Consider the following 16,333-nt stretch of genomic DNA (forward strand, 5'->3'; position numbering starts at 1 on the left):
ATCGAATGAAAGAGCATGTGAAATTTTCATGAAAACATTGGTGAAACGCTTGCATTTTTTTGAAAATAATGATAAATTCTTCTTGAGAATATAATTCAAACATTTTCAATTTGTAAATCATTCACTATGCTGAAAAGGGGAAAAAATATGGAAAAGCAAACAATCACTATTTATGATGTTGCACGTGAAGCGAATGTTTCAATGGCAACTGTCTCTCGTGTTGTCAACGGTAACCCAAATGTTAAACCAACAACACGTAAAAAAGTATTGGAAGTTATCGATCGTTTAGATTATCGTCCAAATGCTGTAGCGAGAGGATTAGCAAGTAAGAAAACAACAACAGTTGGGGTAATTATTCCAGATGTTACAAACTTATTTTTCGCATCATTAGCACGAGGTATCGATGATATTGCGACTATGTATAAATATAATATCATTTTAGCAAACTCTGATCAAAATGAAAGTAAAGAAATCCAAGTTTTGAATACCTTACTTGCGAAACAAGTAGACGGCATCATTTACATGGGTAACAAAATTACTGATGAATTACGTGCTGAATTCTCACGTTCAAAAACACCAGTTGTACTTGCGGGAACAGTTGATCCTGATCAACAAGTTGGTAGTGTTAATATTGATTATATCGCAGCAACAGAAGCCATTATTACAAAACTGATAAATGGTGGCAACAAAAAGATTGCTTTCGTTTCAACACCATTGGCTAATCCAATTAACGGTCAATACCGTCTAAAAGGGTATAAAAATGCCTTGTTATCAGCAGGAATCGCTTACGATGAGTCACTTGTACACGAAAGTGAATTAACTGTTGCAGCGGGTGAAGAATTAGGACCACGTTTACTTGAACAAGGCGTAACAGCTGCTTATGTGAGTGACGATGAATTAGCTATTGGTTTATTGAATGGTATTGTCAATGCTGGTGTAAATGTACCAGAAGACTTTGAAATCTTTACAAGTAATAACTCAAAAGTAACTGAGATGGCTCGTCCGCAATTAAGCTCAATTATGCTACCACTTTATGATATCGGTGCTGTAGCGATGCGTCTCTTGACGAAAATCATGAATAAAGAAGAGATTGACGAAAAGACAATTACTCTTCCTTACAAGATTGCTTACCGTGGTACAACTGCTAAAGAAGACTAACTTAAAAAAACCCGTTAGGCATCTGCCTAGCGGGTTTTTCAATGAGAAGGGGAAGTTAGTTGTTATTATTAGCGGCTTCTTCCTTCTTTTTCTTCTCTTCCTCTTCTTTTTTCTTAGCTTCTTCTTCTTTCTTCTGTTCTTCAGCTTTTTTCTTTTCTTCTTCGGCTTTCTTTTTCTTCTCTGCTTCTTTTTTCTTTTTCTCTTCGGCTTCTTTAACAGCTTTTACCTTTTTGTCCCAGTAAAGTTGTTTCAAGTCCTTATCGGAGGCACCTGGAGAGAAGTTATAAGTAATTGCTTTAGGAAGGTTATCAGCTTTGAATAATTCAGTCTTCTTAGTGCCATTAACTGAGACAGTCGTTGTTGTTCCTGGTATAGTCACTTTGCCGGCCAGTGTTCCGGTTTCAGCAACGACTTCTCTTTCTACAATCCCTTCAGGACGTGTAAAGGTTTGGTCAGTTCCGATAATTTCAGGACTAGCTGCATAGATTTTATTTGCTATCAGTGACCAATATCTCATGTTATTAGCAGAAGGTGCACCCGTTGAATAAGGATCGTAAAAAACATGATCTTCAATGGCATTATTATAGCCAATCCAAGAACTTAGAGTTACTTTAGGAGTACTTGCGATAATCCAATAGTCACGATTATGTTCAGAAGTACCAGTCTTAGCTGCTAGGTCAGCAGAGAAATTCAAATAATTTTTTATTTGGCTAGAGAAACCTAAGTCAATAACATCTCTTAAAATATCAATGGTTAGATAAGCTGTTTCTTCTGAGAAAACATCGCGCTGTTCTTTCTCGTGTTGGTAGATAATATTACCATCGGCATCTTCAATCTTTTCAATGAGATAATAGCCAATATAATCACCTTGATTAGCAAAGGTGGCAAAGCCTGTTGTTTGTTCAGCAACGGAAGTTCGTCCAGCGCCTAAAGAAAAGGCTGCATTTGCTTTGTAGTCATCAATCATAGTGTAGTTCATCATATCCATATATTTGTAAGGCTCTAAGCCAGACTCTAGCATGTTGAGATACAATTTACCAGTTGGATTATTCATCGATTGATACAAGGCTTCACGGGCTGTTACCATCTTATTTGAGATAACTTCACCAATGTTAGAAACATTCCAAGGCGCTCCTGAATAAGGAGTTGCCTGATCACCAATTTCAGAGTCAGCTAGTCTAGTAGCTGGCGTAATCACATTCATTTCCAACGCCGGAGCATAAACAGCTAACGGTTTGATGGTTGAACCTGGATCTCGATAAGTATCAAAGGCATGATCATTTTGATCAATAGAGAAATCTCGACCACCGATGAAACCAAGAATACGGCCTGTTTCATTTTCTAATAAAATGGAACCAGATTGTGCTAATTCAATAACTTCTTCCGTTTCGCCAGTTTCTTCATTCGTATAAGTATCTACAAAGGTAGGGCCCAGATTTTCACCATATTCAGCGACTGCTTCTTGCATCGCTTGATAAACAGCTTTATCAATTGTTGAAGTGACTTTATAACCTGATGTATTTAAAATGGCTTGATTACGGAAGTAATAGTCGTTATAAAGGTCGACATCAGCGTCAACTTCTTCAAAAGTTAAACCATTCTTCTCTGCTTCTATCGCCATTAAAATTTCAATAGCTTGTTTTTCAACTTGTTGATAGAGATAGTTATGACTGTTTTGTCCAGAGTTTTTAGCTGGAATGAAGTCTTGGGTAATATCATATTGGATGGCTTCATTGTATTGGTCTTGACTAATTTTTTGCTCTTCAAACATACGAGTTAAAACGGTCTTCATACGATTCACACCGTCAGAAAGGTCTTCTTTCAGTTCGCCATAAACAGTGTAGGGCGTATAAGTATAAGGGTTTTGCGGTAAACCGACTAAGAAGGCAGCTTGTGGCAAGGATACTTCGCTAGCGTGAACGCCAAAAATACCTGTCGCTGCTTCTTCAATGCCGGCAACATTACCACCGTTACTGTTACGGCCAAATGGTGACACATTCAGATAAGCGGTAATAATTTGGTCTTTATCGAAATAATTTTCCAAACGCATCGCAAGAAGTATTTCGTTCACTTTACGAGAAAATGTCACTTCGTGTGTTAAAATTTGCTGTTTGACCAATTGTTGTGTAAGGGTTGATCCACCAGTCGCTGATCCCAAACCAGTTACTTCAGTTATCAGTGCGCGAACAACAGCTTTCGGCACAACACCATTATGTTCATAAAAATACTCATCTTCTGTTGAAACTAAGCCGTCGATGACAAAAGGAGAAATAGCATCCTTTGTAATGATGGTTCTTAATAAATCTGTTCGTACTTCTGAAATGAGTTGTCCGTCATTATAGTGTAGACTAGAAATCAATTCTAGATTTCCAATTGCTTGTGCCATTTCATTTTCCGATGGCGGTTCTTCATTCGAAACTAGAGCTGCAAAATAGCCCATTCCTGTACCGAACGCTAGGAAACCAAGCAAACTGATAAATAAAACAACTGAAATCAATGTTGTTTTTATAACACCATAGGCTACATTAAATGTAAATAATCCTTTTGAAAGCAAGTATTGACTTTCCTTAGTCAATTTTCCTCGTCTAGATGGTTTTTGCTTGCTTTGTTTATTTTTGTGCTTGGAATAGAATGCTTTAAATGGATTTTTGTTTGATTGCTTCATTTGATCCCTCTTTCTTATTCATCCCATAATCTTTGATATTATAACAAAAATATAATGATATAGCTATTGTCGTGGCTGTATAGAAACAAAAAAGAAACCAGTATGTAATATACGGTTTCTTTTTTGTTTCTTAATGTGCAACGTCTTGGTTAATGGAAGCTAAACGTTCTGCCACAGCTTCTCTAGAAAGCTTGTGTTCTGCAACATAACGATTATTTTCTACAATACGGCAGTCATAGCAGCAACTTCTCATATAAGTATATTCATTTTCTTCTGAACATAGCATTTGACGGTTACAAGATGGGTTAGCACAGTTAACATAACGCTCGCAAGGTGTGCCATCGAACCAATCTTTGCCTACAATGACATGCTCTTTCCTGTTAACGTCTACTGCAATACGTTCATCAAAGACATACATCTTACCATCCCATAGCTCGCCTTGAACTTCTGGGTCTTTTCCATAAGTAGCAATACCACCATGTAATTGGCCAACATCTTTAAATCCTTCTTTAACTAACCAACCAGAAAATTTCTCACAGCGAATACCACCAGTACAGTAGGTAACAACACGTTTATCCATGAATTGTTCTTTGTTTTCTTGAATCCATTCTGGTAGTTCTCGGAACGAACGAATGTCTGGGCGGATGGCACCGCGGAAATGACCTAAGTCAAATTCATAATCATTACGGGCATCAATGACAACGGTATTGTCATCTAATAGTGCTTCTTTAAATTCTTGAGCGGATAAATATTGGCCAGTTGTTTCATTAGGATCTAAGTCATCTTCGCCCAATTGCAAGCTAACGATTTCTGGACGATAGCGGACAAACATTTTCTTGAAGGCATGGCCATCAGCCTCATCAATCTTCCACATAATATCGCTAAAACGCGGGTCGTTTTTCATATGAGCCATGTAAGCGTCTGTCTGCTCAATTGTTCCAGATAAGGTACCGTTAATACCTTCTCCTGAAACTAAGATACGTCCTTTAATTCCTAGGCTTTTACAAAAGTCTAAGTGTTGTTTGGTAAATAGTTCTGGTTCTTCAATCGTTACATATTTATAGAATAGTAACACACGATAAGATTCAGTCATATTAAAATTCCTCCGTTCATTATTCCTATCCAACGTCCAATTATACAATGAAAGACTAAAAATGGCTATACTTTGATTTAGTTAGTTGATTTATTTGGTCAGACCGAATAAAGATTATATAATGTTGAATAATAGAACAAAAGGGGTCTAAATGATGACAAATTGTTTACTAATCATTAATCCTTCATCAGGAAAAGGCAATGGTCGAGTACTAGAAAAACGAATAATAGACACATTGAGCCATTCTTTTAGTGAGATTAGCGTTGTCTATACCAATAGAAGGGGTGACGGCGAGCGTTTAGTTCTAGAGGCATCTACGAATATAGATGTCGTTTTTTGTGTTGGTGGTGATGGCACCGTAAAGGAAGTTGTTAATGGTATTATGAAAACTAATCAAGCTATAAAGCTTGGGATTTTGCCAAATGGGACAGTCAATGATGCGGCAAGGTCATTAGGCATACCAGTGAAAACAGAGGAAGCTTTGCTAGCCCTTAGAGACTTAGAGCTAACAAGCATGGATATCGGACAGGTTAATCATAACTACTTTATTTCATTGATTGCTATAGGTGGTATCCCAGAAGCCATTCATAATGTTAGTGTAGAAGCGAAATCTAACTATGGTATACTGGCTTATTTTTTCAATGGGGCTTTCTATGCGATCCGGCAAAAGCCATTCCATATAAGGTTAAAAACAGCGATGGAAGAAGACTCAGTAGAGACATCTTTATTTGTGTTATCTCTTCATCCAACAGTGGCATCTATGCCAAAATTTTTCCAAAGAGCACGCTATAATGATGGCCTCTTACATACGCTACTTTTTCCAAGTTTTCAATTTTTCGGTGCGGCTTTTTATGTGTGGCGCATTCTAAGAGGACGGATTAACCAAACCAAACGATTAACGTATGGAAGCTATCAACAGCTCATCATAGATTGTAATAATGCTAATTTAACAATCAATATAGATGGTGATAAAGAGGGGGCATTTCCACTTGATGTCACGATACTTCCGAGCGCTATCTCTGTTTACATACCAAAAAAATGAGGATTCTGACCAGCAGAATCCTCATTTTTTTAGATTTTATCTTCTGTTAATGCTAAGAAGGTATGAACATCTTTTTCCATAATAGCAAGACCTTGCTCCCAGAATGCTAGAGAACGAATGTCTTTTCCTAGATGCTTCATCACTAAGTCTTCTGTTTTCATAACAGCTGTATCTTTTAATAGCGCCATATATTTTTCTTCAAAGCCAGCTGGATTTTTTTGATACTCAGCGAAAATACTTAGGCTGAATAGGAATCCAAATGTATAAGGGAAGTTATAGAATGGCACATTATCGATAAAGAAATGTAATTTTGAAGCCCAGAAGTGTGGATGGTACTCACTTAATTGATTTTGGAAGGCTTCTTTTTGTGCGTCTACCATTAATTCAGATAAACGTTCAGCTGATACTAAGCCTTTTTGTCGTTCTGTATAGAAGGCTTGTTCAAACAAGAAACGAGCGTGAATATTTAAGAACATCGCTGTTGCATTTTCTAACTTTGTATTCAATAAAGAAATTTTTTCTTCGTCAGATTCAGCAGCATCCACTGTTGCGCTTGATACAATCGTTTCAGCGAATGTTGATGCTGTTTCAGCCACATTCATAGCGTAACGCGTATTCATTGTGGGTAAATCCCACATGGTATAAGAATGGAAAGCATGACCAATCTCATGGGCTAGTGTACTCATATCGCTAGCAGATCCAGTAAAGGTCATAAAAATACGAGACTCTTTAGATTCAGGAATACTTGTACAATAACCACCAGGACGTTTGCCAGCGCGGTCTTCTGCCTCTACCCAGCCATTTTCAACTAAGTCTTGAGCAAATTGCGCAAGTGTAGGTCCGAACTTAGCGAAATTTTCGACAATAAAGTCAACAGCTTCATCATAAGTAAACGTTCTAGCTTTAAAATCGCCAACTGAGACGGGGGCATCAACGTCATACCACGCTAGTTTTTCTTTGCCCATTAGAGCGGCTTTACGATTTAAAAAGTCTAAGTAAGGTTGCTTATGGTTAGTAATAGCTTGCCACATAGCATCCAGCGTTTCTTTTTCAATACGGTTATAGCGAAGTGGCTCTTCCATAAAGTCAGTTGAACCATGAAGTTTGTAATCTTCTAAACGAAAACCTTGCAAATGGTTTAATGTTTCAGCAAAGAGTGGCGCATAACTTGCCCAAGCTTCTTCCCATTTCACAAATAACTGTTGACGTACTGCTGGATCTGAATCGGAGTACATTCGGTTCATTGCTTGACCAGCTGACAACTCTTGAATGCGTCCATCTGCTGCTTCAAATGGTATTTTGATATAAGAAACTAAGGTGTCATAATGATTACTCCAAGCATGGAAGCCATCTTGACTTAGTTTAGACAGCATACTTTCTTCCGCTTCGCTTAATAAGCGGTTTCCTTTTTCTCTTGTTTCAGTTAGAGCAAAGGCTAAATTTTCAAATGCTTCAAGTTTAATAAGCGCTCCAAAATCTTCGTCAGTAATAGCCGCTAGTTTTTTTATAACAGATGTTTGAATAATTGCGTATTGACTAGATAGTTGCGCAATTTGATTGCGGACAATCGGTGCATGTGTGTTAGTAACATCAGCTGATTGAACAGCATTGATAAAACTAGCCGTTTGAGAAATCGCTTTAGTAATGATTTCTGATTGGGCGATTAGGGTTTGGAATGTTTGATAGTGTGGCTTATCTGATGCTGGTTCCCAACTCTCATTTAAGTTGAAATAAGCTTTCACATCTTCCTCAATCACAAGAAGTTTATCTTGAAGCTCTTTAGAATGGCTTCCACCTGGGAATATTGAGTCTAAGTCCCATGTTAACGGGTATTTCATAAAATTCTCCTTCCAAAATACAAAAATTAATAATCTTTATTAACTTTAGAATAAAGAAAGGAAAAATGCAAAACAAATTGACTAAAAGTTTTTAAGAAGGATTTGCACAACAGCCCTATAATTGCTAAAATAAAGAGGTTAATTAAACAAAGAGAAGAGGGATTGGATGGCTGGACATTCAAAATGGAGTAAAATTAAGAATTCTAAAGGTGCAGCAGATCAACAACGTGGAAAAGTTTTTCAAAAATTTTCCAAAGAGATTTATGTTGCTGCAAAAAGTGGTGGACCGGATCCCTCGTCTAACCCAGCATTACGCTTGAAAATCGAAAAAGCAAAAGCAGCTAACATGCCTAACGATAATATTAATCGCGCGATTAAAAAAGCATCAAGTTCTGGTGAAGGCGAAAACTATGAAGAAATCAATTATGAAGGATATGGACCAAATGGTGTTGGTGTTCTGGTATTAGCTTTAACAGATAACCGCAACAGAAGCGCAACAAACATTCGTGTGGCTTTCAATAAAAACGGTGGTTCTTTAGGTGAAACAGGCTCTGTTTCTTATATGTTTGACCGTAAAGGCTATATCGCTATTGAACGTGAAGGTTTGGATATTGATGAAGATACGATGATGATGAGTGTGCTTGAAGCCGGTGGGGAAGAGTTAGAAACATCTGATGATGTTTTTGAAATCTATACTGATCCAGCCGATTTGAATGATGTACGCGATGCTCTTGAAGCAGAAGGCTACAAGATTGCGCAAGCAGAATCAACAATGGTACCACAAACATTAATGGATATTGATCCAGATAAAGAAAATCAATTTAGAATGATGATTGAAAAACTTGAAGATGACGATGATGTTCAAGAAGTCTTTCATAACGCAAACTTATCAGAAGACTAAAAAAGAAGCAGCTCCTAGGAGTTGCTTCTTTCTTTGTTTTCAGCAGTTTCAATCATTTCATTCATCTTATGCTGATATTCTTCATCAGAAATGATGTAAGAGAAGCCTTCTCCAACAACATTTTGAACCTCTGAAATGACTACAAAGGCTTTATCATCAATAGAAGAAATCAACTTATTTAACGGCATAATTTGCTGGCGGTTAATGACAACCATAATTACTTTTTTATTGTCTTTACGATAATAACCTGATGCTTCAAATAATGTCATTCCTCGACCAATAACACGGTCAATCTCCCTTGAAATCTCCTCGTAGTGATCTGAAATAATAAAGACTGATTTTTTCGGATTAAATCCTTCTAAAATAAAGTTAAGTACCTTAGTTTGGATATAGAGATGAACGACGGTTAAGACGACATTTTCTAAGCCAATAATAAAAATGGAGGGACCAACGATTAAAACATCAATAACGACTAAGGCCGTTGCAGTACTCCAGCCTAAATACTTATTAAGAATTAAGGCAATAATATCTGTCCCAGCAGTAGAGCCACCAGCTTGCATAATGATACCGAGTGATAATCCAATCAAAGCACCCGAACAAATCGGTGCCAGAATGGGATTTGTCATCACAAATGCCCAGCCATAGGTTAATTCTAAAAAGACGGAAACCATAACCGTTGAAAAAATAGTCAATCCCATCGTTTTCTTATCTAAATAACGATAACCAATCGCTAAAATTATTGCATTTAAAACCATGGTTGTAATAGAAACTGGTATGTCTGATAAATAATAAATCATTAATCCAATCCCAGTTACGCCACCTTCACCTAAATGATTAGGGATAGAGAAAGTATTAATGGCAATTGAAAAAATAAATGCGCCAATGGTACATAGAAAAATAGATGTACTTGTTTTTAAATTCATAACGGTCCTCCTAAAAAACACTCGCTAGCTAGTATTATAACAAATTTCAAACTAAAAAAACGTAAATTGATTCTTTTGCGGATTATATATATGAAAGGAGCGAAGATGATGGAAGCAAAAATAACCGAAATGCTAGGGCTTGCAGTAAAAGCTGGAGTGAGTGATATTCATATTTTACCGAATAAGAACAGCTACGATATCTATTTCCGTGTGCCATCTGGTTTGAAGAAAATGATGATGTTGTCAGTCGTAAGTGGTGAAAAGTACCTCTCTTACTTTAAATTTCTATCGAATATGGATATTGGTGAAAAACGAAAGCCTCAGTCTGGAGCCTGTCATATTGTAATTAATCAGGAAGAAATTGAACTACGCTTATCAACAATATCGAACTATCGTTATCAAGAATCAATGGTTTTGCGACTTTTATATGACCACAATGATTGTAAACGAAATCAGATGCATGTGTTCTTTCCTAAAGATTATCAAACATTGGAAAAGATGTTAAAGGTTAAGAGCGGCTTAATCTTGTTTTCAGGACCCGTTAGTTCAGGAAAGACGACAACCATTTATCACTTTTTAAGAAAACTTTATGATGAAGAACCGTTGCAAATTATTACAATGGAAGAACCGGTAGAGATTAAAGAACCACGTTTTTTGCAATCAGAGATTAATGAAAAGGCGGGGTTAGTTTATGACGTTCTCATTAAGCAATCGTTACGTCATCATCCTGACATCTTAGTTATTGGTGAAATTCGCGATGAAAATACTGCCCGGATGGCTGTTAGAAGCGCACTAACGGGACATTTGGTCATTGCGACTATTCACGCCAAGGAGTGTATAGGTGTTATCACGCGTATGTTAGATTTGAACGTTTCTCATGAACAATTAAAGCAATCGCTGATTGGTATTGTTTCTCAACGTATGCTTAATAAATACTGCTACTTATGTGAAGGGGCGTGTTCAATCTACTGTTCTCATTTTTCTGTTTATGAGAAAAAGGCTATTTTATTTGAATTATTAAATGATCAGCCGTTAAAAAATATTCTTTACGAAGATGGGAGGGGAGCGCAGTTTGTTAGAATGAATCACAAATTGCGGAAAGCTTATGCCTGTGGTTACATCAGCAGTAAAGACTATGAGAGCAACCAAATCTTCTAAAAAGTGGAGCCTTAATCAACAGTGCTTATTTTTAAATCGGCTATCAGAGTTGCTAGCAGAAGGATTCTCTATCAGTGAAGCTATTTCTTTCTTAAAAATTATGATGGTGAAGCATGAATCTCAACTTGACCAAGTTGTTAAACGAATGGCATCGGGTGAGTCTTTTCCTTCAAGTCTGTCCAGTCTAGGCTATTCAGCAGACATTATCACACAGCTCCACTTTTCTATTCGGAACGGTCAATTAATCGAGACGCTATCATTTTGTGCAAGCCAAATGAAAAGAAAACAAAGCCAAAGCCAACAAGCAAAAAAAGTGATAGCTTATCCTAGTTTTCTCATTTTATTAGCGACACTTATGATGATTGCCATACGGCATTATTTACTGCCAACATTGGAAAGTTCAGTTACAAATGATAATAAATGGGGAATAATAATGATTATCTTTTTAGAAAAACTCCCTTATATGATGTGCAGTCTCGTATTTATTGTTTTGCTAGTCGCAAGTATATTTAACCGCTATTTAAATAAGAAATCAGCTTATGACCATGCCTGTTTTTTAATTAGGATTCCTATATTTGGAAAATGGTACTCAGATTATTATACCTTTTATTTTTCTCGTGAGTTAGGCTATGCCTTACTCAATGGTCAGTCTATATATCAATTTCTAGAGATGGTTTCCTCTGAGTCAACTAATCAGTTGCTTCGTGAGTTGGCCGATTTGTTTTCGGCTGATTTATTTGCCGGTTATGACTTACCGACTATCATGGCAAAATTTCCTATTTTTAGAAAAGAGCTAACCTGGATTATTTACCATGGTCAACTAACCAGTCAGTTGGGAAAGAAATTAAAGTTATTTTCTCAGGAGTGCTACCAACAATTAATGACAGATATTGAACGAAAGATCAATTATTTACAGCCTGTTTTATTTCTGTTAATTGGCTTAATGATTGTTTTGATTTACGGCATTCTTATGTATCCCATGTTGTCAATGATGAAAGGAATGTATTAAGATGAAAAAATTAATAAAATGTAATAACGAACATGCGTTCACTCTTGTAGAAATGTTGATTGTCCTCTTGATTATTTCTGTTCTTAGCTTGCTCATTATCCCTAATCTCAATGAAACTTCTAGTACAGTAAACGAAGATGGCATGGTGGCGCTAGAGCAATTAATTATTTCCCAACAAGATCTCTACGAACTTCGTAATGGCACAAGGCCATCTATACAAAAATTGGCTGCTGACAAGTATATTACCGACGCTCAGCTGAAAAAAGCGATTTCCTGGGGAATAATAGTTGAATAGTAAGTGGCAATCAGGATTTAGTTTACTTGAATCCTTGATTGTCCTCATGGTGACATCCCTTATATTTCTGCTGTCTTCTACAACTGCTAATCATCAAAGTAACAACATAGAGCTTCACTATTTCGTCAATCATTTTTTAACAGAGTTAGAGAAGGCTCAAAACTATGCAGTTATTCAGAATAAAGCGGTAAAAGTTGAAATAGTAACCATCAGTGGCATTACGACAATTCAATTCTTTACGTCTTCTCCTGATTACCATTTTAAAAAGGAACGCTTAGTTTTACCGACAGGTGTTCGAGTTGATAGGGACCAGTCATTTTGGGTGAAAGGAGACACAGGCTATATTCAGCCAACTACCATTTATTTTTCAAACAGTCAAAATGCTTACAAAATCACTATACAAATGGGAATGGGGAGGTATCGTGTTCAAGAAATTAAACAATAAGCGAGGATCAATTCTCTATGAGAGTTTGATTGCGATGATGGTTGTTAGTTTAATAACGACCATCCTTTTGCCTGCTATCATCGGTATGATGTCTGGCGTAAATAATGATAAGGAAGAAGTTGAAATATGGCGTTTTTGTTATGACAGCTTAATAGAAGCATCTATAAATGACCAAGTAACTGGGACAACTACTCGGTTATCCGATAATCTCCAATTAACAGCTTCTATAGCAAAAACAAAAGTATCTATTTATTGTCAATCTGTGAAAGGAAGTCGCTATGAAACGATTTATCTTGAGTAGGAATAGTAGAGGCTTTAGTTTGGTTGAAAGTCTGCTGGCTTTGTTTATCAATAGTTTAGTTCTGATATTACTAGGTCATGTGTTTAGTAGCTTACAACTCATTCAAACAACGCTTCATACTGATAAAAATATAGAGTGGCATTTATTTTTAAACCAGGTTGAAAATGACATAAACACTAAAACGTTAACTAAAAAAAGAGAACATGAACTGACATTTTTAGAGAAGAAGTCAACTGATGTCATTAGTTATGAGTGGCGTAACAGCGAAGTCGTTCGGACTAAAAATAGTAGTGGTTATGTTCCGATGATTAGTAAGTTAAAATCGGTCAGGTATGATGATAAATCATCTAACCAACTTGTCGGTGTCAGAATTAATTTTATTAACGGTCAAATATTAGAAGGGACGATTAAAGTTGAACGTCATAGCGAATAAGAGAGGGTCGATTCTACCACTAGTGTTAGTAGGGTTGTTTTTAACACAGCTTTGCTTTTTTAGTGTTTGCTATATTTACAGGAATCAAGCAGAAACCTACCAACTATTAAAAGAACATTACCAATCACAAAGTATGTTATTGATGACTGAGCAATTTATTAAAGAAGGTGAAAAGGAAAACGTCTATTCTTATAATATTGGTGACGTATCAGTTAGCTATGAAAGAGACCGAATCATTTTGACTAGCTGTTTGAACACAGGTTATCAGGAAAATTTAATCATCATAATTGAGGAATGAGCTGTTTGAAAAACAGCTCATCTTTAATTATGAAAAAACTTGCTCGCTATTTTCATAATTTTTACCTCACAGCTTAATTATTTGCTATAATGGGATAGGATTATGTCATTTTACGTTTAAACTTGAAAGGAAGTAGATGAAGTGAGTAGACTTTCAAACATACAAAAAGCCTTAAAAGAAGAAAATTTGGATGCTATTTTAGTAACTAGCCCATATAATTTGAGATATGTTTCTAATTTTACAGGTACAACAGGATTAGCAGTCATTACACAAGAGAAAGGTTTTTTTGTCACTGACTTCCGTTATACACGTCAAGCTGGCGAACAAGCTGATGATTATGAAGTTGTTCAAAATCGTGGACCAATCTATCATGAAGTCAAACGTATTGTAGAAGAAAATAAGATTGAGCAATTAGGCTTTGAAGATGCTTATGTTTCTTTTAGAAACTACGATGAATTGGAAGGTTTATTAGATGCTGACCTTGTTCCAATTAGCGGCTTGATTGAAGAGCTACGTGAAGTTAAAGATGAGGAAGAAATTGCAACAATCAAAAAAGCATGTGAAATTGCAGATGCTGGTTTCAAGTATATCCTTGATTACATTAAACCAGGTGTGTCAGAAATTGAGATTGCGAATCGGTTAGACTTCCATATGCGTGAACTTGGTGCAACAAGCGTTTCCTTTGATACAATCGTTGCAAGTGGTTACCGCTCAGCAATGCCACACGGCGTAGCTAGTGAAAAACTGATTGAACAAGGTGATTTTGTTACACTTGATTTTGGTTGCTACTACAATGGTTATGTGTCTGATATGACAAGAACGGTTTCTGTCGGTGAACCTGATGCAAAATTGAAAGAAATTTACGAGGTTGTTTTACAAGCACAACTAAAAGTAAATGAAGCAGCTAAACCGGGTATGACTGGTATCGAAGTCGATAGTATCGCAAGAGATTACATTACTGAAAAAGGTTACGGTGAATACTTTGGTCATTCTAATGGGCATGGTATTGGGCTAGAAATCCACGAAGGTCCAAACACCTCTCAAAAATCACCAAAAGTTCTTGTTGAAAATAATGTCATAACTAACGAGCCAGGTATCTATATTGATGGATTAGGTGGCGTGCGTATTGAGGACGATTTATTATTAACAAAAAATGGGAATGAAGTATTAACTTTTTCACCAAAAGAACTGATAATTCTCTAATAAAATGCCACCTAAAGCCAACAATATGGTAAACTAAAGCAAAAGTATCGCTCAGGAGGAAATAGAATGATTTCAGTAAACGATTTTAAAACAGGACTAACAGTTGAAATAGATGGCGGACTATGGCGCATTATGGATTTTCAACATGTTAAACCAGGAAAAGGTGCAGCTTTTGTACGTTCAAAATTAAGAAACCTACGTACTGGTGCTGTTCAAGAAAAAACATTCCGTTCAAATGAAAAAGTAGGTCGTGCACACATCTCTAACAGAAAAATGCAATACCTATATGCAAGTGTAGATGCTCATGTCTTCATGGATATGGACAACTACGAGCAAGTTGAATTAAACGAAGCTCAAATTGAAGAAGAACTAAAATACCTAAAAGAAAACATGGAAGTTCATTTAATTATGTACGGAGATGAAACATTAGGTGTTGAATTACCAAATACGGTAACATTAACTGTATCTGAAACAGAGCCTGGAATTAAGGGTGATACTGCTTCAGGTGGATCAAAACCTGCAACAATGGAAACAGGTTTAGTTATTAACGTCCCATTCTTCGTTAATGCTGGAGATCAACTTATCGTAAATACATCTGAAGGATCTTATGTATCACGCGCGTAAGCTACCAGAATAAAAGAGGAGGTAATCAAGATGGATGAAGCAAACATCTCGATTAGAGAAAAAAATGCATCTTTAGGAAAAATTGAAATTGCACCCGAAGTATTAGAAGTCATTTCAGGTGTTGCAACTCATGAAGTAGAAGGCGTATATGCCATGCAAGGATCATTTAAAAGTGGTGTAAATGAATTGTTAGGCCGTTCTGCTCACAATAAAGGTGTTCATCTTGAAATGGATGAAAATGGCCTGTCTGTAGACATTTATTGCTATATTAAATACGGCGCATCCGTTCCTAAAGTAGCTATGGAAATCCAACAAAAAGTAAAAGAACAAATTCTATTTATGAGTGATTTAGAAGTCAGCATGGTAAATGTTCATGTTGTTGGATTAGTAACACCAAAGGGAATGGAAAAACAAGAGCCGCTAACCGAGAAAGAAGCGGGTGAATAATCTGTGACTTTCCCAACACTTAATCGTCATCAAGTAAGGGAAAAGGCGCTTCAAGCGATTTTTCAACTAAAATCTAATGACGAGTTAGATATCGATACAGCTATTGAAATGGCAAGACTGAGTGGTTATGAAAAACAACATGACACAGATGGCTGGCCAGAAGAACCTTATTTGTATCGATTGGTAGAAGGCGTTTTGACAAATCAGGATCCTATTAACGAAAAAATCCGTCCTTATTTGAAAAAATGGACATTAGAACGGTTACCTAGAACGGATGTTATCATCTTACAACTCGCAGTTTTTGAAATGTTATTTGTTGATGAAGCGGATGTTCCAAGCCGTGTTGCATTAAACGAAGCCATCGAGTTAGCTAAAGAGTATTGTGATGACAGTTCTCGTAAGTTTATCAATGGTGTGTTATCGAATTTAATGACCCATACAGAAAATCCTTAATGAGTATTCATTAAGGATTTTTTATTGATTAAGGATTCTTTTTCATA

General features: G+C 36.4%; 18 protein-coding genes. 14 read left to right on the forward strand and 4 right to left on the reverse strand.

Features of this window, described 5'->3' with window-relative positions; genetic code table 11:
* Nucleotides 1–147 precede the first annotated feature (147 nt).
* Nucleotides 148–1,158, forward strand: coding sequence for a catabolite control protein A (gene ccpA / locus BW721_RS02675; protein ID WP_076765853.1), 1,011 nt, complete (start codon nt 148–150; stop codon nt 1,156–1,158).
* A 55-nt stretch (nt 1,159–1,213) separates the two neighbouring features.
* On the opposite strand, the gene BW721_RS02680 is transcribed toward ccpA, so the two are convergent.
* Together BW721_RS02680 and trhO are read right to left on the reverse strand one after the other, a co-directional pair.
* The gene (locus tag BW721_RS02680) at nt 1,214–3,823 is read right to left on the reverse strand and encodes a transglycosylase domain-containing protein (RefSeq protein WP_076765854.1); all 2,610 of its coding nucleotides are present in this window, start codon (nt 3,821–3,823) and stop codon (nt 1,214–1,216) included.
* A gap of 130 nt (nt 3,824–3,953) precedes the next feature.
* Nucleotides 3,954–4,916 (reverse strand): oxygen-dependent tRNA uridine(34) hydroxylase TrhO, encoded by a 963-nt coding sequence (gene trhO / locus BW721_RS02685; protein ID WP_076765856.1) that lies wholly within the window; start codon nt 4,914–4,916, stop codon nt 3,954–3,956.
* Nucleotides 4,917–5,070: 154 nt separating this feature from the next.
* On the opposite strand from trhO, the gene BW721_RS02690 reads away from it, so the two are divergent.
* Nucleotides 5,071–5,958, forward strand: coding sequence for a diacylglycerol/lipid kinase family protein (locus tag BW721_RS02690; protein ID WP_076765858.1), 888 nt, complete (start codon nt 5,071–5,073; stop codon nt 5,956–5,958).
* Between the two features lie 29 nt (nt 5,959–5,987).
* Here the strand turns inward: BW721_RS02690 and BW721_RS02695 are convergent, their stop codons facing one another.
* Nucleotides 5,988–7,796 carry a M3 family oligoendopeptidase gene (locus tag BW721_RS02695; protein WP_076765860.1) on the reverse strand — a complete coding sequence of 603 codons (1,809 nt, stop codon included), beginning with the start codon at nt 7,794–7,796 and terminating at the stop codon, nt 5,988–5,990.
* A gap of 166 nt (nt 7,797–7,962) precedes the next feature.
* Between BW721_RS02695 and BW721_RS02700 the strand changes: the two genes are divergently transcribed.
* Nucleotides 7,963–8,697 carry a YebC/PmpR family DNA-binding transcriptional regulator gene (locus tag BW721_RS02700; protein WP_076765862.1) on the forward strand — a complete coding sequence of 245 codons (735 nt, stop codon included), beginning with the start codon at nt 7,963–7,965 and terminating at the stop codon, nt 8,695–8,697.
* A 14-nt stretch (nt 8,698–8,711) separates the two neighbouring features.
* On the opposite strand, the gene BW721_RS02705 is transcribed toward BW721_RS02700, so the two are convergent.
* Complete coding sequence (locus BW721_RS02705; protein WP_076765864.1) at nt 8,712–9,620, reverse strand: YitT family protein; 909 nt, start codon at nt 9,618–9,620, stop codon at nt 8,712–8,714.
* A gap of 108 nt (nt 9,621–9,728) precedes the next feature.
* Between BW721_RS02705 and comGA the strand changes: the two genes are divergently transcribed.
* From comGA to nusB, 11 genes are all read left to right on the forward strand, one after another.
* Entirely contained in the window at nt 9,729–10,778 is a 1,050-nt protein-coding gene (gene comGA, locus BW721_RS02710) for a competence type IV pilus ATPase ComGA (protein ID WP_232222938.1), read from the forward strand.
* Nucleotides 10,756–11,787, forward strand: coding sequence for a competence type IV pilus assembly protein ComGB (gene comGB / locus BW721_RS02715; protein ID WP_076765867.1), 1,032 nt, complete (start codon nt 10,756–10,758; stop codon nt 11,785–11,787). Before comGA ends, comGB begins: the two co-directional genes overlap by 23 nt.
* Nucleotide 11,788: 1 nt before the next feature.
* A complete protein-coding gene (gene comGC / locus BW721_RS02720) occupies nt 11,789–12,082 on the forward strand; it encodes a competence type IV pilus major pilin ComGC (protein WP_076765869.1) in 294 nt (97 codons plus the stop codon).
* Nucleotides 12,075–12,527 (forward strand): competence type IV pilus minor pilin ComGD, encoded by a 453-nt coding sequence (gene comGD / locus BW721_RS02725; protein ID WP_076765870.1) that lies wholly within the window; start codon nt 12,075–12,077, stop codon nt 12,525–12,527. The genes comGC and comGD overlap by 8 nt, the downstream gene beginning before the upstream one ends.
* The gene (locus BW721_RS02730; RefSeq protein WP_156892178.1) at nt 12,505–12,828 is read left to right on the forward strand and encodes a type II secretion system protein; all 324 of its coding nucleotides are present in this window, start codon (nt 12,505–12,507) and stop codon (nt 12,826–12,828) included. Before comGD ends, BW721_RS02730 begins: the two co-directional genes overlap by 23 nt.
* A complete protein-coding gene (gene comGF, locus BW721_RS02735) occupies nt 12,806–13,261 on the forward strand; it encodes a competence type IV pilus minor pilin ComGF (protein ID WP_076765874.1) in 456 nt (151 codons plus the stop codon). The genes BW721_RS02730 and comGF overlap by 23 nt, the downstream gene beginning before the upstream one ends.
* A complete protein-coding gene (locus BW721_RS02740; RefSeq protein ID WP_076765876.1) occupies nt 13,242–13,559 on the forward strand; it encodes a hypothetical protein in 318 nt (105 codons plus the stop codon). Before comGF ends, BW721_RS02740 begins: the two co-directional genes overlap by 20 nt.
* Before the next feature lie 141 nt (nt 13,560–13,700).
* Entirely contained in the window at nt 13,701–14,762 is a 1,062-nt protein-coding gene (locus BW721_RS02745) for a M24 family metallopeptidase (RefSeq protein WP_076765878.1), read from the forward strand.
* A gap of 66 nt (nt 14,763–14,828) precedes the next feature.
* Nucleotides 14,829–15,386 (forward strand): elongation factor P, encoded by a 558-nt coding sequence (gene efp / locus BW721_RS02750; protein ID WP_076765880.1) that lies wholly within the window; start codon nt 14,829–14,831, stop codon nt 15,384–15,386.
* A 30-nt stretch (nt 15,387–15,416) separates the two neighbouring features.
* Nucleotides 15,417–15,833: an Asp23/Gls24 family envelope stress response protein gene (locus BW721_RS02755; RefSeq protein ID WP_076765882.1), complete on the forward strand. Its 417-nt coding sequence runs from the start codon at nt 15,417–15,419 to the stop codon at nt 15,831–15,833.
* A 3-nt stretch (nt 15,834–15,836) separates the two neighbouring features.
* Nucleotides 15,837–16,286, forward strand: a complete 450-nt coding sequence (gene nusB, locus BW721_RS02760; protein ID WP_076765884.1) for a transcription antitermination factor NusB — start codon at nt 15,837–15,839, stop codon at nt 16,284–16,286.
* The last annotated feature ends 47 nt before the right edge of the window (nt 16,287–16,333 follow it).

This window comes from Jeotgalibaca sp. PTS2502 (assembly GCF_001975685.1).
GTDB lineage: Bacteria > Bacillota > Bacilli > Lactobacillales > Aerococcaceae > Jeotgalibaca > Jeotgalibaca arthritidis.